A 16,057-nucleotide genomic window follows, 5' to 3' on the forward strand; every position below is an offset into this window, starting at 1 on the left:
TATGGAAGAAGTGATCATCCGACTTCGAATGAGTCATCATGATGCTCATTATGCAGGTGGACTCGTCAATGGTTCCAAAATGCTCGATCTATTTGGAGACGTTGCAACCGAGCTACTTATTCGATTGGACGGTGATGAGGGATTATTCGCTGGCTATGGCAATGTCGAGTTTAAAGCTCCGGTTTACGCAGGAGATTTCATCGAGGCCCGAGGAAAAATCACGAAGATCGGAAACACCTCTCGTCGAATGGAGTTTAGCGCAGTGAAAGTCATAACACTTGAAGGGAGTTTGGACGTTCCCTCAGCTGCCAAAGTCTTACCCGAACCCGTGGTGGTCTGCGTAGCTAGTGGCACCTGTGTCGTTCCGAAAGAACTACAAAGAGGGGGAAATCAGATTGGATAAACTCATCATCACTGTTGCCCCAGTCGGAGCAGAAGCCACACGTCAAGATAATCCGAATCTTCCTCTAACTCCCGAAGAGATCGCTAAAGAAGTGGTGTTGTGTGCAGAAAAAGGGGCATCTATTGTCCATCTCCATGTGCGAGATGAGGAAGGAAAGGCGACTCAATCCCGAGGGGTCTTCGAGAAGACAATGCAACTCATCAAAAAGGAGTGTAACATCATCCTTCAAGTTTCCACAGGTGGAGCGGCCTGGATGACTACGGAAGAGCGCTTGCAACCCGTCACACTGAAGCCTGAGATGGCCACTCTCACTACGGGGACCGTGAATTTTGGGGACGATGTCTTTTCTAATCCTCCAGGAGTCATAGAGTATTTTGCCCGAGAAATAAGTGCTTACGGAGTAAAACCCGAGATTGAAGTATTTGATGTTGGGATGATTCAGAATGCTCTTACCCTTGTGAAAAAGGGGTTATTATTGCTCCCCCTTCATTTTGATTTTGTCATGGGGGTACCTGGTGGAATTCCGGGGGATCCAAGACATTTACTCCATTTAGTGGAATCGATTCCAGAAGGATGTACTTGGACCGTAGCAGGGATTGGGCGCTTTGAACTTCCTTTAGCCACTATGGCGATTCTTATGGGTGGAAATGTTCGAGTAGGCTTCGAGGATAATATCTTTTATAAAAAAGGTGTTTTGGCTGAAAATAATGCGCAACTCGTCGAGAGAATTGCGAGATTATCTGGAGAGTTGGGACGTCCAGTGGCAACGCCTGATGAAGCAAGGAAAATTCTAGGCATATAATCTCGGACCTGATGACCTGCCAAGAATTGAGCAATAGCGCTTAATTCTTGGCAGGTAATGTGAATGGAAAACTCAGATATGAATTTACTTCTTATAGCTTACTTTATGGAAAACAGATGTTAAGAAATCGTCAATTTAGTCATCATCGTCAGTTCTTGTGTTGTAGGCATCTTGCATAGAGTTAAGTTAAGACCTTATTAGTAATATGGCACAAAGGTTGCATAAGAAATCTAATATGCAATTGAAAAAGGTAATTAAGTTATTGGCTTTATTATCTGAATATTAGAAAAAGTTTATCTGTAATAACCATCCTTCTAACGTCTTTCTAAAATGATGGCTTTGGGAACATAGTGTTCCTAAAATAAATAAAAGGAGGAATGGTTATGAGTTCTAGTAGTGACGGTCATGAATTACACAGAAAGTTAGGTCCGCGGCTTGTTTCGATGATTGCTCTCGGGGGAGCAATTGGTACAGGTCTATTCCTAGCCACAGGGTATGCGGTCAATACCGCTGGTCCAGGAGGAGCATTAGCAGCGTATGCAATTATCGCATTCATGGTTTATTTCATAATGACAGGCTTAACGGAAATGGCCACCCACATGCCAGTCGCTGGTTCATTTGAGACCTATTCTACAAAATATGTCGATCCAGCCCTCGGCTTTGCCATGGGATGGAACTATTGGTTCGCTTGGGCTATTACCTTAGGGGTTGAAGTTGTCGCTGGTGGAATTTTGATGAAATACTGGTTTCCGAATGTACCGGTTTTAATCTGGAGCATCTTCTTCCTCGTCCTTTTGATTGGGCTTAACTTATTGTCAGTTAAAGCCTTTGGAGAAGCTGAATTTTATTTTGCTGGAATCAAAGTGGTCACTGTTATTATCTTCCTTGTTGTAGGCTTTCTGATGATATTCGGAATTCTTGGAGGTCAGAGAGTTGGAATGAGCAATTATATCTCGAACGGTGGTCCCTTCCCTCATGGCTTTATGGCAGTCATTCAGATTGCATTTGCAGCGGCATTTGCTTTACAAGGTACGGAGTTACTCGGAATTGTGGCAGGAGAAAGTGAAAACCCAGAAGAAACGCTTCCGAAAGCCAATCGTTCCTTAATCTGGCGGGTAGTTCTCTTCTACGTAGGTGCGGTATTTATCGTCGGTGCCTTGATTCCATGGGCGGATGCCGGAGTTGAGACGAGTCCGTTTACACTCATTTTTGAAAAAAGCGGAATCCCTTATGCTGGAGATTTAATCAACTTTGTTATCATTACCTCTGTCCTATCTTGTGGAAACTCAGGAACATATGCAGCGTCTCGAGTACTATATGCCTTGTCTAACGAAGGAAAAGGGCCAGAGATTTTTGGTAAGGTGAATAAAAACGGGGTACCGGTGTATGCCCTCTTAGCAACCGGAGCAGTGGGTTGTGTTGCCTTTTTAACCGGTTTCTATGCGGAATCCTCTGTCTATATGTGGTTATTGGCTATGTCAGGGTTGACAGGTCTTTTTACATGGCTCGGAATTGCGTTTACCCATATCCGCTTCCGTAAAATATACCTTGCTGAAAATGGAGACCTATCCAAACTTAAATATGTCGCACCGCTTTATCCTATAGGATCGATATTAGCTTTCATCATCTGTGCGATTGTTACCGTGGGCACTCTAATCGATCCCGCATCTCGGCTCTCTGTTTATCTAGGCGTTCCGGCCTTCGCTTTACTCTGGATTGGGTACAAGATTAAATATAAAACGAAATTTGTAACGGTAAAAAGTATTAATAATTCAAAGGGAATAAGTGGGTAAAGTTTTTAAGCCTAAGTAGTTGTAGTGCATAACATGGCTGCCTCGCTGAAGGGCAGCCTTCATTTCTCCTTAAAATACGTTTTGAATTTTCTCTGCCCGAAACTATGCAGTCGATGCCAATAACAGGGCAGAAGAGTAAGGCGAGCCCCGCGAATATCCTCCTTCCCCTCCTATATTATGCCTCGATGTTAAGCCAAGTTCCCTGGCACAGATATTGCAAATATAGTGTAGTAAACATCGTGGTGCTAAACATCAGGGAGGGAGCGGAGAGTATGAGGGATTATCATGATATCCCCTTGTGGGCAGAAGTTACAGAGGAACAGTGGTTTGACTGGCATTGGCAAGTCGCTCATCGGATAACTTCACTCGACCAATTAAAACAGGTATTTGATCTAACCCTTGAGGAAGAAGAAGGCATCGTGAATTGCTTGAAAAGCTTAAGAATGGCGATTACACCTTACTACGCTACACTCATTGATCCGAAGGATTTGAACTGTCCCATACGGAAACAAGCAATCCCCACTTCAGCTGAGTTGCATCATGGCCTATTCGATATGGATGATCCCTTACACGAGGATAAAGATGCGCCTGTTCCAGGACTCACACATCGATATCCAGATCGGGTGCTGTTCCTTGTGACAGATCAATGTTCTATGTACTGCAGGCATTGTACTCGTCGTCGGATAGCTGGAGTTCATGATCAGGCTCGTTCAACGGAATCTATTGATCGTTGCATTCAGTACATTCGGGAGAATCCTGTTGTCCGCGATGTTGTTTTATCCGGAGGAGATAGTTTCTTAATCTCTGATGAGAGAATCGAATATATATTAAAGTCACTTCGCCAAATTGAACATGTGGAAATCATCCGGTTTGGCACGCGTACTCCGGTAGTCCTGCCTCAGCGTATTACTCCTCAACTCATCGAGATTCTTAAACGATATCATCCTATTTATGTTAATGTACATTTTAATCATCCCAAAGAAATTACACCTGAAGCGACTGAAGCTTGTGCTCGTCTAGCTGATGCGGGTATACCCATCGGAAATCAGTCCGTTCTCCTAAGAGGGGTCAACGATTGTCCAGAAACTCTCAAAAAGCTCATGCAGCAACTTCTGAAAATTCGGGTTAGACCTTATTATATCTATCAATGCGATTTGTCCCAGGGAATTGAACATTTTAGGACCTCGGTCAGTGCAGGAATTCAGGCGATTGAGTACCTGCGAGGGCACACTTCTGGGTTAGCGGTTCCAACTTTCGTTGTGGACGCTCCGGGTGGAGGGGGGAAGATTCCGGTTATGCCACAATATCTAATCTCTCAAGGCCCAGGGCGAACCATATTAAGGAACTATGAAGGGGTAATAACGACCTATACAGAACCCAAGCAAATGATTGATCCTGAGGCTCTGTGTAAAATCTGTGGGGGAAATCATCACGAGACGAAGATTGGATTAACGGGTCTACTCAGTGGTCAAACGATTTCTTTAGAGCCCAATAATCTGTTACTGAGAAAAACAGAAGATTGACAGGACACGGCATGGGATCGGGGTATTTCGGGCTAAAAAACGGGTGGTAGAAAGTAGGCTGTAAACAAAGGCTGTTTACAGCCTTTTCCCAAAAAGACAATTGGAAAAGCAGAGGAGGATTAGGTATGGCCAAATTTTCTTTCGAGAGTCAACCCAAGGTAAGACTCTTAAGTCATAATCAAATTGAACTGCTGCATGAAAAAGCACTGGTTATCTTAGAAAAGACCGGAGTCAATTTTGATTCGGAAGAAGCTCTACAAATCCTTCAACATCACGGGGCCAAAGTCGACTTCCAAAGCCGAATCGCTAGAATTCCGCCCCAGCTGGTTATGAGCGCACTAAATAGTGTGCCGGAAAGTATTCAACTCTATGACAGGGAAGGCAAACCTTCAGTCTTTTTAGGTGGGAATGTGCCACATTTTGACCCAGGATCGGCACCGATGAATTTTATGGAATCCGATGGGAAGACAGTTCGGCCTGCAGAAGCTCAGGACCTAATGAACATATCCAGAGTCAATGATGCTTTAGATCATATCGCACTGCAGTCCACCTCCGTTGTATTACACGATATTCCAAGCGAAATCGGAGATAGTTATCGTCTGTATCTTCTCCTGAAAAGTTCGCCCAAACCCATAATCACAGGGGCGTTCAGTATCCAGGGATTATCGGATATGCGGGATATGTTGGCTGCTGCTGTTGGGGGATACGACGTTCTTAAGGAGAAGCCCTTTGCCGTTTTTGATATATGCCCCTCTCCACCGCTCAAATGGACCAAGATCAGTTCTCAGAATATCATCGATTGCGCAAGATATGGTTTGCCTTTGGAAACGGTATCTGTACCCATGCCCGGGGCTGTGGCCCCAGCTACACTTGCCGGGTGTTTGCTCGTTCATACGATAGAGACCTTAAGTGGGATTGTTCTTGCTCAATGTGTTAATCCGGGCACTCCGGTCGTTTATGGTGGGGCGCCGATGTATTTCGATATGCGGCAAAGTACGACATCCTTAAATTCGATTGAAACTTCATTAATCAATACCGGTTATGCGCAGATGGGCAAGTATTATGGTATCCCGACGCATACCTATGCAGGTTTAAGCGACTCTAAACTCATTGATGCTCAGGCGGGACTGGAATCCGCTATGAGTGCAACCGTTGCGCTTTTGGCAGGAATTAACGTAATCTCAGGAGTCGGTGTTATGGAGTTTTGTAATACCTTTAGCTTAGAAAAGTTAGTTATTGATAATGAAATTTGCGGAATGGCTCTGCGTTATGATCGAGGAATAGACTTCTCTGAAGAGTCTTTAGCAGTAGATCTTATCTGTGAACTCGGACCAGGGGGGGATTTCTTATCCACTGATCATACATATAAATGGTTTAAGAAGGAACCCTATCTCCCTTCTAGAGTAATTGACCGGAGAGGCCGGAATGGATGGGAAGAGAACGGAGCATTAAGTGCTTTTTCTCAAGCTCAGGAACGAGTTCGGTCGATCCTTGAAACCCATCATCCACGTCCATTAAGTCCGGAAAAAGCAAAAGATCTTGATCAGGTGATCTCAAATATTATGAGAAGACATAGCATTGCTAGCTTACCTTTTGGACCTGAAGCATAATTCCTATAAAATGCCGAAAATTGAGCATTCCACTATCTACTTTTCGGCGTTTCAGGGCAGGGAAGCTGCTTGAGAATCTTGGCATGGTGCTTGCAAAGTATCCTTGATAGTCCTATAGGATAGGAACTGGTTGTTGAATCTAAAGAAATGAGGAGATGGGGTATGGCCGATATCTGCACTGCCAAACAAGCTATAGAAAGCATTACTGAAGGAATGACCTTAATGATTGGGGGCTTTTTGGGAGTAGGGACACCGGATGGATTAGTTCAAGCCCTCGTGGAGCAAGGAACAAAGAATCTAACTGTGATTTCTAATGATTCAGCCTTTCCGGGTAAAGGAATCGGGAAGTTACAAGACAATCGACAAATCAGTAAACTTTATGCTTCATATATTGGCGGTCATCCAGGTACTGGCAAGATGATGGAATCAGGTGAGTTGGAAGTCATTTTAGTTCCACAGGGATCCTTAGCTGAAAGAATCCGGGCAGCGGGGTCAGGGTTAGGAGGGGTCCTCACTCCGACGGGGGTAGGGACAATAGCAGCTCAGGGTAAACAAGAAATATCAATGGAGGGCAAAAACTATCTACTCGAACCCCCCCTTTATGCAGATGTAGCTCTATTGAAAGCGTACAAGGCAGATCAAAGCGGAAACTTACTCTATCGATTGTCCGCACGGAACTTTAATCCACTCATGGCAATGGCGGCAAAGCTCGTGATTGTCGAAGTTGAAGAAGTGTGTCCAATCGGTTTACTTGATCCGGACCATATCATTACACCGGGGATTTTTGTGGATTGCCTGGTTGAAGAGGGGAGTTAAACCATGATACTCAGAGATAATCGACAAATAATTGCCCAAAGAGTTGCTCGTGAGTTGCAAAATGGAGACGTAGTTAACCTAGGGGTTGGAATGCCAACTCTGGTAGCGAATCATTTACCCGAAGGAGTAACCATTATCCTTCAGTCAGAAAACGGATTTCTTGGGCTTGGCCCACAGCCTGAACCGGGAACAGAGGATAAGGATCTAGTCAATGCAGGGGGTAAACCCGTTACACTAAAACCCGGAGGTTGTTGCTTTGATAGTTGTACCTCGTTTGCAATTATACGGGGTGGGCATGTTGATGTGACGGTTCTTGGTGCCTTAGAAGTGGATGAACAGGGGAATTTAGCCAATTGGATGGTTCCGGGAAAGATGGTCTCCGGAATGGGGGGCGCCATGGATTTGGTCGTTGGCGCCCGGAAAGTGATCATTGCGATGGAACACTTAAGCAAAGATGGCTCTCCGAAAATCGTGAAACAGTGCACCCTGCCTCTTACTGCGAGAGGAGAAGTAGATCTGATCGTGACAGAACTCGCAGTTATTTCTGTTCAGCCGGATGGATTACATCTTCTGGAGATTTCAGAAGATACCACACTCGAGGAAGTTCTCACAGCCACCAATGCAAAGCTGATCCTACCAGAAGGTATAACCCAAACGTTCTAAGTCTACTATTGGACAGCGTCCAATAGTATGACATAGACAGATAAATACGTAGGGAAAAAGGAGGTTAAACCTGTGTCAAAATTCTTTACCCGCATGGGTGACGGATCGGGAATATACATGACCGAAGACGATATTCGCTATGACCTCGAAGAAGGTACTCGAGACGCTGCAGACCGAGGGAAAATCCCTGAACTGACAAAAGAAGAGCTAGAACGTCTTTATGAGATTATCACCATGCCCGGAATCGTCGTTGGTGTAGAACGAGGAAATGAAGTCGTCACAACGTCCGATTCAGGGGGATGCAAAATTACTTATCATGCGAACATAGCGATTGATCGATCAACTGCAGTTCTAATCCATGAGAAGGTCCTTGGAGCGGATTCTCTGGATATTGGACATATCGACTACAGTTACAAGGCAGTTAAGTCGGTACTCCACGATGAAGCAGCAGTGATGGAACTCACACAACTTAATGCTGTCATGCCTGTTTTATACGGTTCCATGCCAAACTTAGGTCTTTATACGAAACCGGATGGGCCAGTGGAAAACTGGGCTGAATTACTCCCTCTCGGGAAGATTGCAGAGGCGAGGGCGGCACAGGAAGAAGCAGTTGAGCATGCTGTGAAAGATATCGTCTATGTCGCCAGTGGAATGTATGAGGCGGGAGCAGACGGGATGAACATCGATACTTCTGGGGCCTCGGGAGATGCGGATGTCTTAGCTGCACTTCAAGCGATCGAGATCATCAAGCAGAAGTATCCCGACTTCGGAATTGAAATGGGGATGGCCGGAGAATTCATCCTCGGTATGCACGGAAAGCTCGAATATGATGGGGTGAGATTAGCTGGACTCTATCCTCATAAACAAGTGAAGCTCGCAGAAAAGGCAGGAGCCAGTATTTTTGGACTCGTTGTGAATACCAATAGCAATATGTCCTTTGCATGGAACCTTGCCCGTACAGTGACCTTTGTTAAAGCGTGTACGGAGGTGGCGAATATCCCGGTTCATGTGAATGTTGGGATGGGGGTCGGAGCGGTACCGATGAATGAAGTACCTCCGGTCGATGCGGTATCGCGTGCAGATAAAGCCTTGATAGAAATCGGAAAAGCCGATGGATTATAGATAGGCGTAGGTGACCCCTTTGGGTTGGAAGTAGCTCATGAAGTATCTGCAGGCATGGGCGGAATACGTACTGCCGGAGATCTGGTATTACGGATGCAACTGTCTAAAGGCATGAAGATTCATGAAGCGAAAGCCTATGTTGCTGAAAAACTTGGAATTGATCCCATTGACTTAAGCGATTGTAACATCATGCGCGAGATTAGAGAGGATCTAAATCTCGGGCGTCCGATGCCACCCGATCGTGTTGCTAAGGGGATGGAAGCCAAGATTCGAATTGCCAAAGTATTAGGGTTAAAGATTAACTCTGTGGAGCGGTTTTTGCAGAAGGCAGGGCTCGTTTAAGGTGTTCGCAGTTGCGTATCTGAGAAGAGAATGAAAGAGATGGGGTCGTGTAGCTTCTCGCACATCCGGACCTTCGGGCGTGAATCTCCACCGGAGACTCACGTACTTGGCGCTCCGGGGTCGTCTCACTCGCTTCCAAGGGAGCACCTTCGGCGGATGAGCATCATTTGTGGAATGCCGCCTCGGGCGAAAATGTCCACTGGACACTTTCGTTGCCAAACCCTTCTGCTTTCTGCATGTGAACCAGGTGGCGCTGCCGCTAAGGCGCGAAAGCCTACGACGGCTTTCGACCCCCTGGAAGCCTCGTTCGCCTTTACGCCCCTCCACGCAAATCGTTCTCTCCTATGCGAGAAGCTATGCTTTCGGGTCTTTTTAGTTTTTTATTGAGAGGAGAGTGTAATTTTGACGAAAGAAGCGATCATTAGCCAAGCACGTGAAGCAATTCTTAATTGTGATGCAGAGAAAGCTGTCGTCATTGCGAAGCAAGCTTTGGAAAAAGGAATCGATCCCGTAGAGGTGTTGACGCAGGGGTTCAGCGTTGGAATTCGTGATATCGGGGATCTCTTTGGTCGTGGGGAGGTTTTTTTACCAGAGCTTATCCTATCAGCTCAGGCTATGAAAGAGGCTACGATTATTCTTGAAGCAGCTCTTGAGGCAAAGGACCTGCAGAAAAAAGGAAAAATGTTGCTAGCCACTGTTGAAGGCGATGTTCATGATATTGGTAAAGGAATCGTTGTTTCCATGATTAAAACTCAAGGGCTTGAGGTTATTGATTTAGGAAGGGAGGTCCCTGTTCATAAGATTATTGAAAAAGCGGTTGAATATAAGGTCGATATCATTGGTACAAGCGCTTTGCTCACCACCACTCTTCCAGAACAGAGAAAGTTAGAAGATGAACTGCGTAAGCATGGGCTCCGTGAACGATTTAAGACTATGGTCGGTGGTGCACCCTGCACACAACGCTGGGCAGATCGGATTGGGGCTAATGCCTATGGTGAGGATGCGGCGGAGGCCGTAACGAAAGCCCTGGCGCTCCTCCAGGGGGTGACCTAATGACGCGAAGAAACCGATCCGCTGGAAGTAGTTTCATAGAAGGCTTTGGTCTCAATGTGTTTTCTAAGGAGGCACTGGATCGTATACATCAAGCAACCTTAGAAGTGCTATGGTATGAAGGGATAAAGGTCTTTAGTGACTTAGCTCTGGAGATCTATTCCGGTGGGGGCTGTACAGTCGACCTTAAGAGCAGAAAGGTTTATATACCGTCCCATGTCGTAGAAGAATGTATTCGTACTGCCCCATCGAGTGTCCTCCTTGCAGCTCGTGATCCGAAGAATGACGTCGTCCTCGACGGGACTCGAGTAAATTTCTGCAACTTCAGTAAAGGGGTCTACGTGGTCGATCCCTATACAGGGGAAGTGAGGGATTCACTAAAGAAAGATGAGGCTACTGCAGCAATTCTGGTGGATTATCTGGATCAATATGATGTGCTCGATGTTGCGGTTGAAGCAAGGGATGTAGACCAGCGTACAGCCAACCTGGAATGCTATGAAGCTATGGTTACGAATTCAACGAAACATAGCACGCAATCCCCACATAATATCGCTGAAGCTGAAAAACTTATCGAGATGGCCGCAGCCGTCGTCGGCGGTAAGGATAAACTTAGGGAACGGCCTATTACCTCAGCCACGGTATGCCCGCAAAGTCCGCTATCCTTATCGGATGAAACCTGTGAAGCAATCATCACTTATGCAAGGCACAGCTTGCCCATGAATGTCCTCTCTATGGCCATGGCCGGAGGAACCTCCCCAGTAACCTTAGCAGGGACCTTGGTCACCCATAATGCAGAAGTATTGAGCGGGATTGTCCTAGCCCAGTTAACGAACAAGGGGACGCCGAACATGTATGGTAGTTCCACGACAATCATGGATCTTAAGTTGGCTTCCGCCTCGATAGGCTGTCCCGAACTAGGGATGATTAGTGCAGCAGTATGTAAGTTGGCACAGTATTATATGATACCAAGTTATGTAGCGGGTACATAGACAGATAGTAAAGTCGGAGATGAGCAAGCTGGGCATGAAAAAACTTTAACAATGATGCTTGCCGCGTTAGCAGGTGCTAACATGATTTATGGGCTAGGCATGATTGATCTGGGAATGACCCTAGATTTTGCTCAACTTGTCGTAGATAATGAGATAGCTAAAATGGTTCGCACAGTGGTTGGAGGAATCCCTGTAACGGATGAGACTCTCGCAGTGGATGTGATCCGCAAGGTAGGCGCCGGTGGACACTTCCTCATGGAGGATCATACAATAAAACACATGAGAACAGTTCAATCACAAAGCAAACTTTTCGATCGGACGACTCGTCAATCCTGGGCAGAGAGAGGATCAAAAGACCTCGCAACCCGCGCTGCTGAAGAGACCCGCTATATCCTAGAACACCATAAACCCACTCCTTTACCCCCAGGAGTGGGCAACAGACTCCGCGAAATTATCGAAGCAGCCGAAAAAGAGTGGGGAGTCCCGAAAAAATAAAGCAGCAACGGCACTTTTCCACTTTAAAGGAAAAGTGCCGTCACAGTTATTACGAAGAAATCTTATCACATTCCGTCTCACAGTCCTCACAAAACCCCCATAAGATAGAGTGAATACGTGAGGAATTAAGAGCAATACAAGCAAAGAGTGAAGTATTCTCATGAATTAGAGTCCAGAAAGAGATTTAAACGGTATTTTTAATTCTTTTTATTGACAACCTGTGACTTTATGCTAAAATTGTTTTCGATAGGAATTTGGGTCACCGAGCATTTTAATGTTCGGCTCGGATTCCTACCTATTTTAATAAGGAAAAGGGGGCAACGATGACAAGATGAGCAATTCTCTGGGACGTCATGTGTTGGCTGAGATCTATGGTTGTTGTTTCGACATTCTGAATAATCGGGAAGAGGTCGAAGCGATCATGGTCAACGCAGCCCTGGAAGCAGGCGCTGAAGTTCGCGAAGTGGTATTTCACAAGTTCAGTCCTCAAGGTGTGAGTGGAGTCGTAGTTATTTCTGAATCTCATTTAGCCATTCATACTTGGCCGGAACTTGGATATGCCGCTGTCGACGTCTTTACTTGTGGGGATCGTGTCAATCCCTGGGACGCCTGCAATTATCTAACCGAGCAGTTTAAAGCAGGTCATATGACCGCAACGGAAATGAAACGTGGAATTGTCGAGGATCCGAAAGAAGCGGTAAATCTTTAGGAGGGATATTTATTTTATTCCAGACTGAGATAGGGCTGGCCAAATAGACCTTGTAACGGGAGAGTTGCAAGGTCTATTGTTTTCTCGAACGCATTGTAAATAATTTCTAAGGAATTCTTGGATGTTTTTCATTCAGATGTAAAAAATATGTCATAATATCTGTTTCTATATACGCGAAAAGGGCAGGAATTTGAGAAGTCGTCTAGAATACTAGTTAGGTTAGCCTCTAAAATTAAGGAGAGATGGCATTGTTTCGACTTAAAGAGAACTTCAAGAGGGAACTTGAAGAGATAAAAAGTACATTGGGACGTGAAATCAGGTTCAAAGCAGGGGAATTTGACGAACTTATTGATTTGGAGTTTAGCGAGTTAGATAACAATGCATGTGCTCTAATCGTCTTGTCAATCAATCAAGCTTTTGGAGGAAATGCCCGACCTGCCATAGGATTAGCGACGATCATTCAATATATTTTTATGGCCGATCAGGTTCACCGCATGATGAAGGATGACTCCAATCTGGAGGAAAGCAAGCGGCAATTTCCTGTACTTGTTGGTGATTATCTCTATGGAAAGTTCTTTCTCGGCTTATGCAAAGAGAAACTTCTTCGTTTTCTAGCTCCTATGGCTCAGGTCATTGGGGAGATGAATGAAGGCGCGATTTCTCGTTGGTTGTCACAAAGAGAAAAAATCAGTGTAGCTGAGCAAATTCATATTTTAGAAATGGAACGTGCCTCATTAACTGGGCTAGCAGCGAGATTAGGTGCTGACCTTGCAGGATGTTCAGATAAAGTGCAACAGCAATGTGAAGCCTTAGGGTGGCAGTTAGGGGTTGCTTGGGCTGCATCGCAGGATCACATGGAGAAGTCAGTCATCGAAAAGGCCTTGAGTCAAGCTCGAGATATCCTTAAAGACTGGTCTGGTTCGAAGGAGCATTCATTATATGAATTAGTAGATTATATGGAAGGAAATCTCGGGGGAGCATCATGAGTAAATTTAAAGTATTCCTAGAGATGATTAAGATTGAACATACTATTTTTGCCTTGCCTTTTGCCTATCTGGGAGCATTTTTCGCTTCTCGGGGGATTCCTACCGCTTCGGATTTAATTTGGATCACCTTGGCGATGGTAGGTGCTCGGACGGCAGCTATGTCTTTGAACCGTTTGATTGACCGCCATATCGATGCCCGTAATCCTAGGACCTCTGCAAGGGCTATCCCCTCAGGCTTATTAGGGGTTGGGGAGGTCTACATCTATACTCTCATTTCATTTTTGATTTTGGGAGTATCTGCTTATCAGCTGAATTTATTGGCCTTTAAGCTCATGCCGATTGCTATGCTTTTTCTCGTGCTTTACCCCTATACCAAGCGCTTTACCTGGGCCTGTCATTTAGTCCTTGGAATTGCCCTTGGGTTGGGGCCGCTTGGGGCGTGGATTGGGGTGACGGGTCAGTGGGCTCTTACTCCTGTGCTATTGGGTCTTGGAGTTATGCTTTGGGTAGCGGGTTTTGATATCGTCTATGCTTGCCAAGATGCAGAGTTTGATCGAAGAGAAGGTCTTCACTCGATCCCTTCTGTATTCGGGTTAACCCGAGGTTTAGAAATCTCTACTGTTTTTCACGTGATAGCCCCCCTCTTGTTTATCATTGTTGGGGTGTTAGCAGGCCTTCATTGGCTCTACTTCGTTGGTATCGTGATATCTATTTATCTTCTATTTCGTCAACATCGTATTGTATCGGCCAGAGACTTATCAAAGGTCGGTGTTGCCTTTTTCAATCTAAATGGATATTTAAGTGTGGTACTCTTCCTGTTTTCCATCGTCGATCTTTTACTCGTAAGATAATTAAAGCTAGGCTAATAATGGCAACAGAGCATGTGCTGAAGGAGGGATAGAGATGCTGTCACTTTTCGCTCAAAGCGGATTAATGGATTTGATTGAAAAAGTAGAACATGGCGAGCGCCTCAATTTCGAGGATGGAGTCCGCTTGATGAAGAGCAAGGATATTTTGGCCTTAGGGTATATGGCTAACCTGATTCGAGAGAGGAAAAACGGAGACCGAACTTACTTTATCGTCGACCGTTCTCCCCAGCTTATGAATGAGAATTCCAATTCCTTCCTCTCAAGTCTTCAAGAGGTTGAAGAAACTAGCCGTGCAGCCATGGGTGAACATAAAACGTATGCGTCGATGCTCTATGGTTCCACTGAGACAGCAGAGGATAGAGTGGACCAACTTTTGAAGCTACGCTCGCTTCAAGATAAGACTCAAGGGTTTTTAACCTTTATTCCATTACCCGTTTATCCGAAAGATACTTTGTGGGAAGGCTCTATGGGAGTGCAGACGTCTACAGGCTTCGAAGATTTACGGATGCTTTCTGTTTCTAGGATCCTTCTAGATAACTTTGATCATATTAAAGCATTCTGGATTCTTTTAGGCCCCAAATTGGCCCAGGTTTCCTTGAACTTTGGGGTAGATGATCTTGATGGCACGGTTGTGGAGGAACGGATAAAGAATTCTGAAGGCACTAAGACCGAGCAGGTCATGAGCCTGAGGAACATGCTTAAAATGATTCACAAAGCGGGTCGTCATGCGATTGAGCGGGATACCCTTTATAAGGTCCTGAAAGACTTCGGACGGGAAGGGGGAAGCCTATCATGAAGTCAGTCGATCAAAGAAGTTTAGAAATTCTAGAGAGGCGTTTGGCGGGCCAACGGTTATCACTTGAAGAAGGGGTTTATCTTTTAGAACATGCGGAACTGATTCTGCTAGGTCAAGCCGCAGATCGGGTTCGCGAGCAGATGCACCCTGAAAAGATCGTGACTTTTGTCATCGATCGTAATATTAATTATACAAATGTATGTACCTGTAAGTGTAAGTTTTGTGCGTTCTACCGTAATCCAGGCCATTCAGAAGCTTATGTTTTGTCACGAGAGGAATTACATGCTAAAATTGAAGAGACTCTTTCCCAAGGAGGTACTCAACTTCTCATCCAAGGAGGACTCAACCCCGATTTGGGATTAGACTATTTTGAAGAGATGCTTAGAGATATTAAGATGCACTTTTCAATTCATATTCACTCCTTTAGTCCGCCTGAGATTTGGGACCTTGCTCATAAATCGGGACTACCTATCCGGGAAGTCATTCAACGGTTAAAAGCAGCGGGACTGGATTCAATCCCTGGCGGGGGAGCTGAAATCTTAGATAATCGCGTTCGTGCATTAATTAGTCCGAATAAAGTTACATGGGAACAGTGGATGGAAGTCATGACTACTGCTCATTCTCTAGGTATGAAGACTACGGCTACGATGATGTTTGGACATGTGGAAAGTTCTGAAGAGAGAATTCAGAGCATGATTCGTATTCGGGATGCTCAGGATCAGACAGGAGGTTTTACCGCCTTTATTCCTTGGAGCTATGCTCCCAATTTCACTGAACTGGGTGGAGAGGGCAGCACTGGAATCGAGTACTTAAGGACGTTGGCGGTTGCCCGACTGATACTGGATAATGTCCCAAGTATGCAGGCCTCTTGGGTCACTCAGGGTGCTAAAATGGCTCAGGTCGCACTACGCTTTGGAGCGAATGACTTCGGTAGCACCATGCTTGAGGAAAATGTGGTTCGGGCTGCTGGGGTACAGACGCGTGTACCGCTCGAAGAAATCATTCACTGCATCGAGGATGCTGGATATACAGCGGTTCAACGTAATACCCATTATGAGCGTTTGAAGATTTATGGGAAGGATGTGTGAG

13 protein-coding genes and 2 pseudogenes are annotated in these 16,057 nt (G+C 45.4%); all 15 read left to right on the top strand.

What is annotated here, in order from left to right:
* Position 1: 1 nt before the first annotated feature.
* The 15 genes and pseudogenes from kal (at position 2) to mqnC (ending at position 16,056) form a co-directional block, all read left to right on the top strand.
* A complete protein-coding gene (gene kal, locus ACZ42W_RS09155; RefSeq protein WP_464170148.1) occupies positions 2 to 403 on the top strand; it encodes a 3-aminobutyryl-CoA ammonia lyase in 402 nt (133 codons plus the stop codon).
* The gene (gene kce, locus ACZ42W_RS09160; RefSeq protein WP_464170150.1) at positions 396 to 1,205 is read left to right on the top strand and encodes a 3-keto-5-aminohexanoate cleavage enzyme; all 810 of its coding nucleotides are present in this window, start codon (positions 396 to 398) and stop codon (positions 1,203 to 1,205) included. Before kal ends, kce begins: the two co-directional genes overlap by 8 nt.
* Before the next feature lie 383 nt (positions 1,206 to 1,588).
* On the top strand, positions 1,589 to 2,998 hold the full coding sequence (locus ACZ42W_RS09165) for an amino acid permease (protein WP_464170152.1): 1,410 nt from the start codon (positions 1,589 to 1,591) through the stop codon (positions 2,996 to 2,998).
* Positions 2,999 to 3,270: 272 nt separating this feature from the next.
* Complete coding sequence (gene kamA / locus ACZ42W_RS09170; protein WP_464170154.1) at positions 3,271 to 4,521, top strand: lysine 2,3-aminomutase; 1,251 nt, start codon at positions 3,271 to 3,273, stop codon at positions 4,519 to 4,521.
* A gap of 125 nt (positions 4,522 to 4,646) precedes the next feature.
* On the top strand, positions 4,647 to 6,131 hold the full coding sequence (locus ACZ42W_RS09175; protein ID WP_464170156.1) for a trimethylamine methyltransferase family protein: 1,485 nt from the start codon (positions 4,647 to 4,649) through the stop codon (positions 6,129 to 6,131).
* A gap of 162 nt (positions 6,132 to 6,293) precedes the next feature.
* Positions 6,294 to 6,947, top strand: coding sequence for a CoA transferase subunit A (locus ACZ42W_RS09180; RefSeq protein ID WP_464170158.1), 654 nt, complete (start codon positions 6,294 to 6,296; stop codon positions 6,945 to 6,947).
* Between the two features lie 3 nt (positions 6,948 to 6,950).
* On the top strand, positions 6,951 to 7,610 hold the full coding sequence (locus ACZ42W_RS09185) for a 3-oxoacid CoA-transferase subunit B (protein WP_464170160.1): 660 nt from the start codon (positions 6,951 to 6,953) through the stop codon (positions 7,608 to 7,610).
* 117 nt (positions 7,611 to 7,727) lie between these two features.
* A pseudogene (mtbB, locus tag ACZ42W_RS09190) lies at positions 7,728 to 9,074 on the top strand ([dimethylamine--corrinoid protein] Co-methyltransferase).
* 402 nt (positions 9,075 to 9,476) lie between these two features.
* On the top strand, positions 9,477 to 10,127 hold the full coding sequence (locus ACZ42W_RS09195) for a corrinoid protein (protein ID WP_464170162.1): 651 nt from the start codon (positions 9,477 to 9,479) through the stop codon (positions 10,125 to 10,127).
* Positions 10,127 to 11,608: pseudogene (gene mttB / locus ACZ42W_RS09200) on the top strand ([trimethylamine--corrinoid protein] Co-methyltransferase). Before ACZ42W_RS09195 ends, mttB begins: the two are co-directional and overlap by 1 nt.
* A 331-nt stretch (positions 11,609 to 11,939) precedes the next feature.
* Positions 11,940 to 12,317, top strand: coding sequence for an adenosylmethionine decarboxylase (gene speD / locus ACZ42W_RS09205; protein ID WP_464170164.1), 378 nt, complete (start codon positions 11,940 to 11,942; stop codon positions 12,315 to 12,317).
* Positions 12,318 to 12,565: 248 nt separating this feature from the next.
* Positions 12,566 to 13,303 carry a polyprenyl synthetase family protein gene (locus ACZ42W_RS09210; RefSeq protein WP_464170166.1) on the top strand — a complete coding sequence of 246 codons (738 nt, stop codon included), beginning with the start codon at positions 12,566 to 12,568 and terminating at the stop codon, positions 13,301 to 13,303.
* Positions 13,300 to 14,154, top strand: coding sequence for a UbiA-like polyprenyltransferase (locus tag ACZ42W_RS09215; RefSeq protein ID WP_464170168.1), 855 nt, complete (start codon positions 13,300 to 13,302; stop codon positions 14,152 to 14,154). Before ACZ42W_RS09210 ends, ACZ42W_RS09215 begins: the two co-directional genes overlap by 4 nt.
* Before the next feature lie 52 nt (positions 14,155 to 14,206).
* Positions 14,207 to 14,968, top strand: a complete 762-nt coding sequence (locus ACZ42W_RS09220) for an FO synthase (RefSeq protein WP_464170170.1) — start codon at positions 14,207 to 14,209, stop codon at positions 14,966 to 14,968.
* Positions 14,965 to 16,056, top strand: a complete 1,092-nt coding sequence (gene mqnC, locus ACZ42W_RS09225; protein ID WP_464170172.1) for a cyclic dehypoxanthinyl futalosine synthase — start codon at positions 14,965 to 14,967, stop codon at positions 16,054 to 16,056. Before ACZ42W_RS09220 ends, mqnC begins: the two co-directional genes overlap by 4 nt.
* Position 16,057: the final 1 nt, after the last annotated feature.

It is taken from the genome of Desulfitobacterium elongatum, from assembly GCF_055378975.1.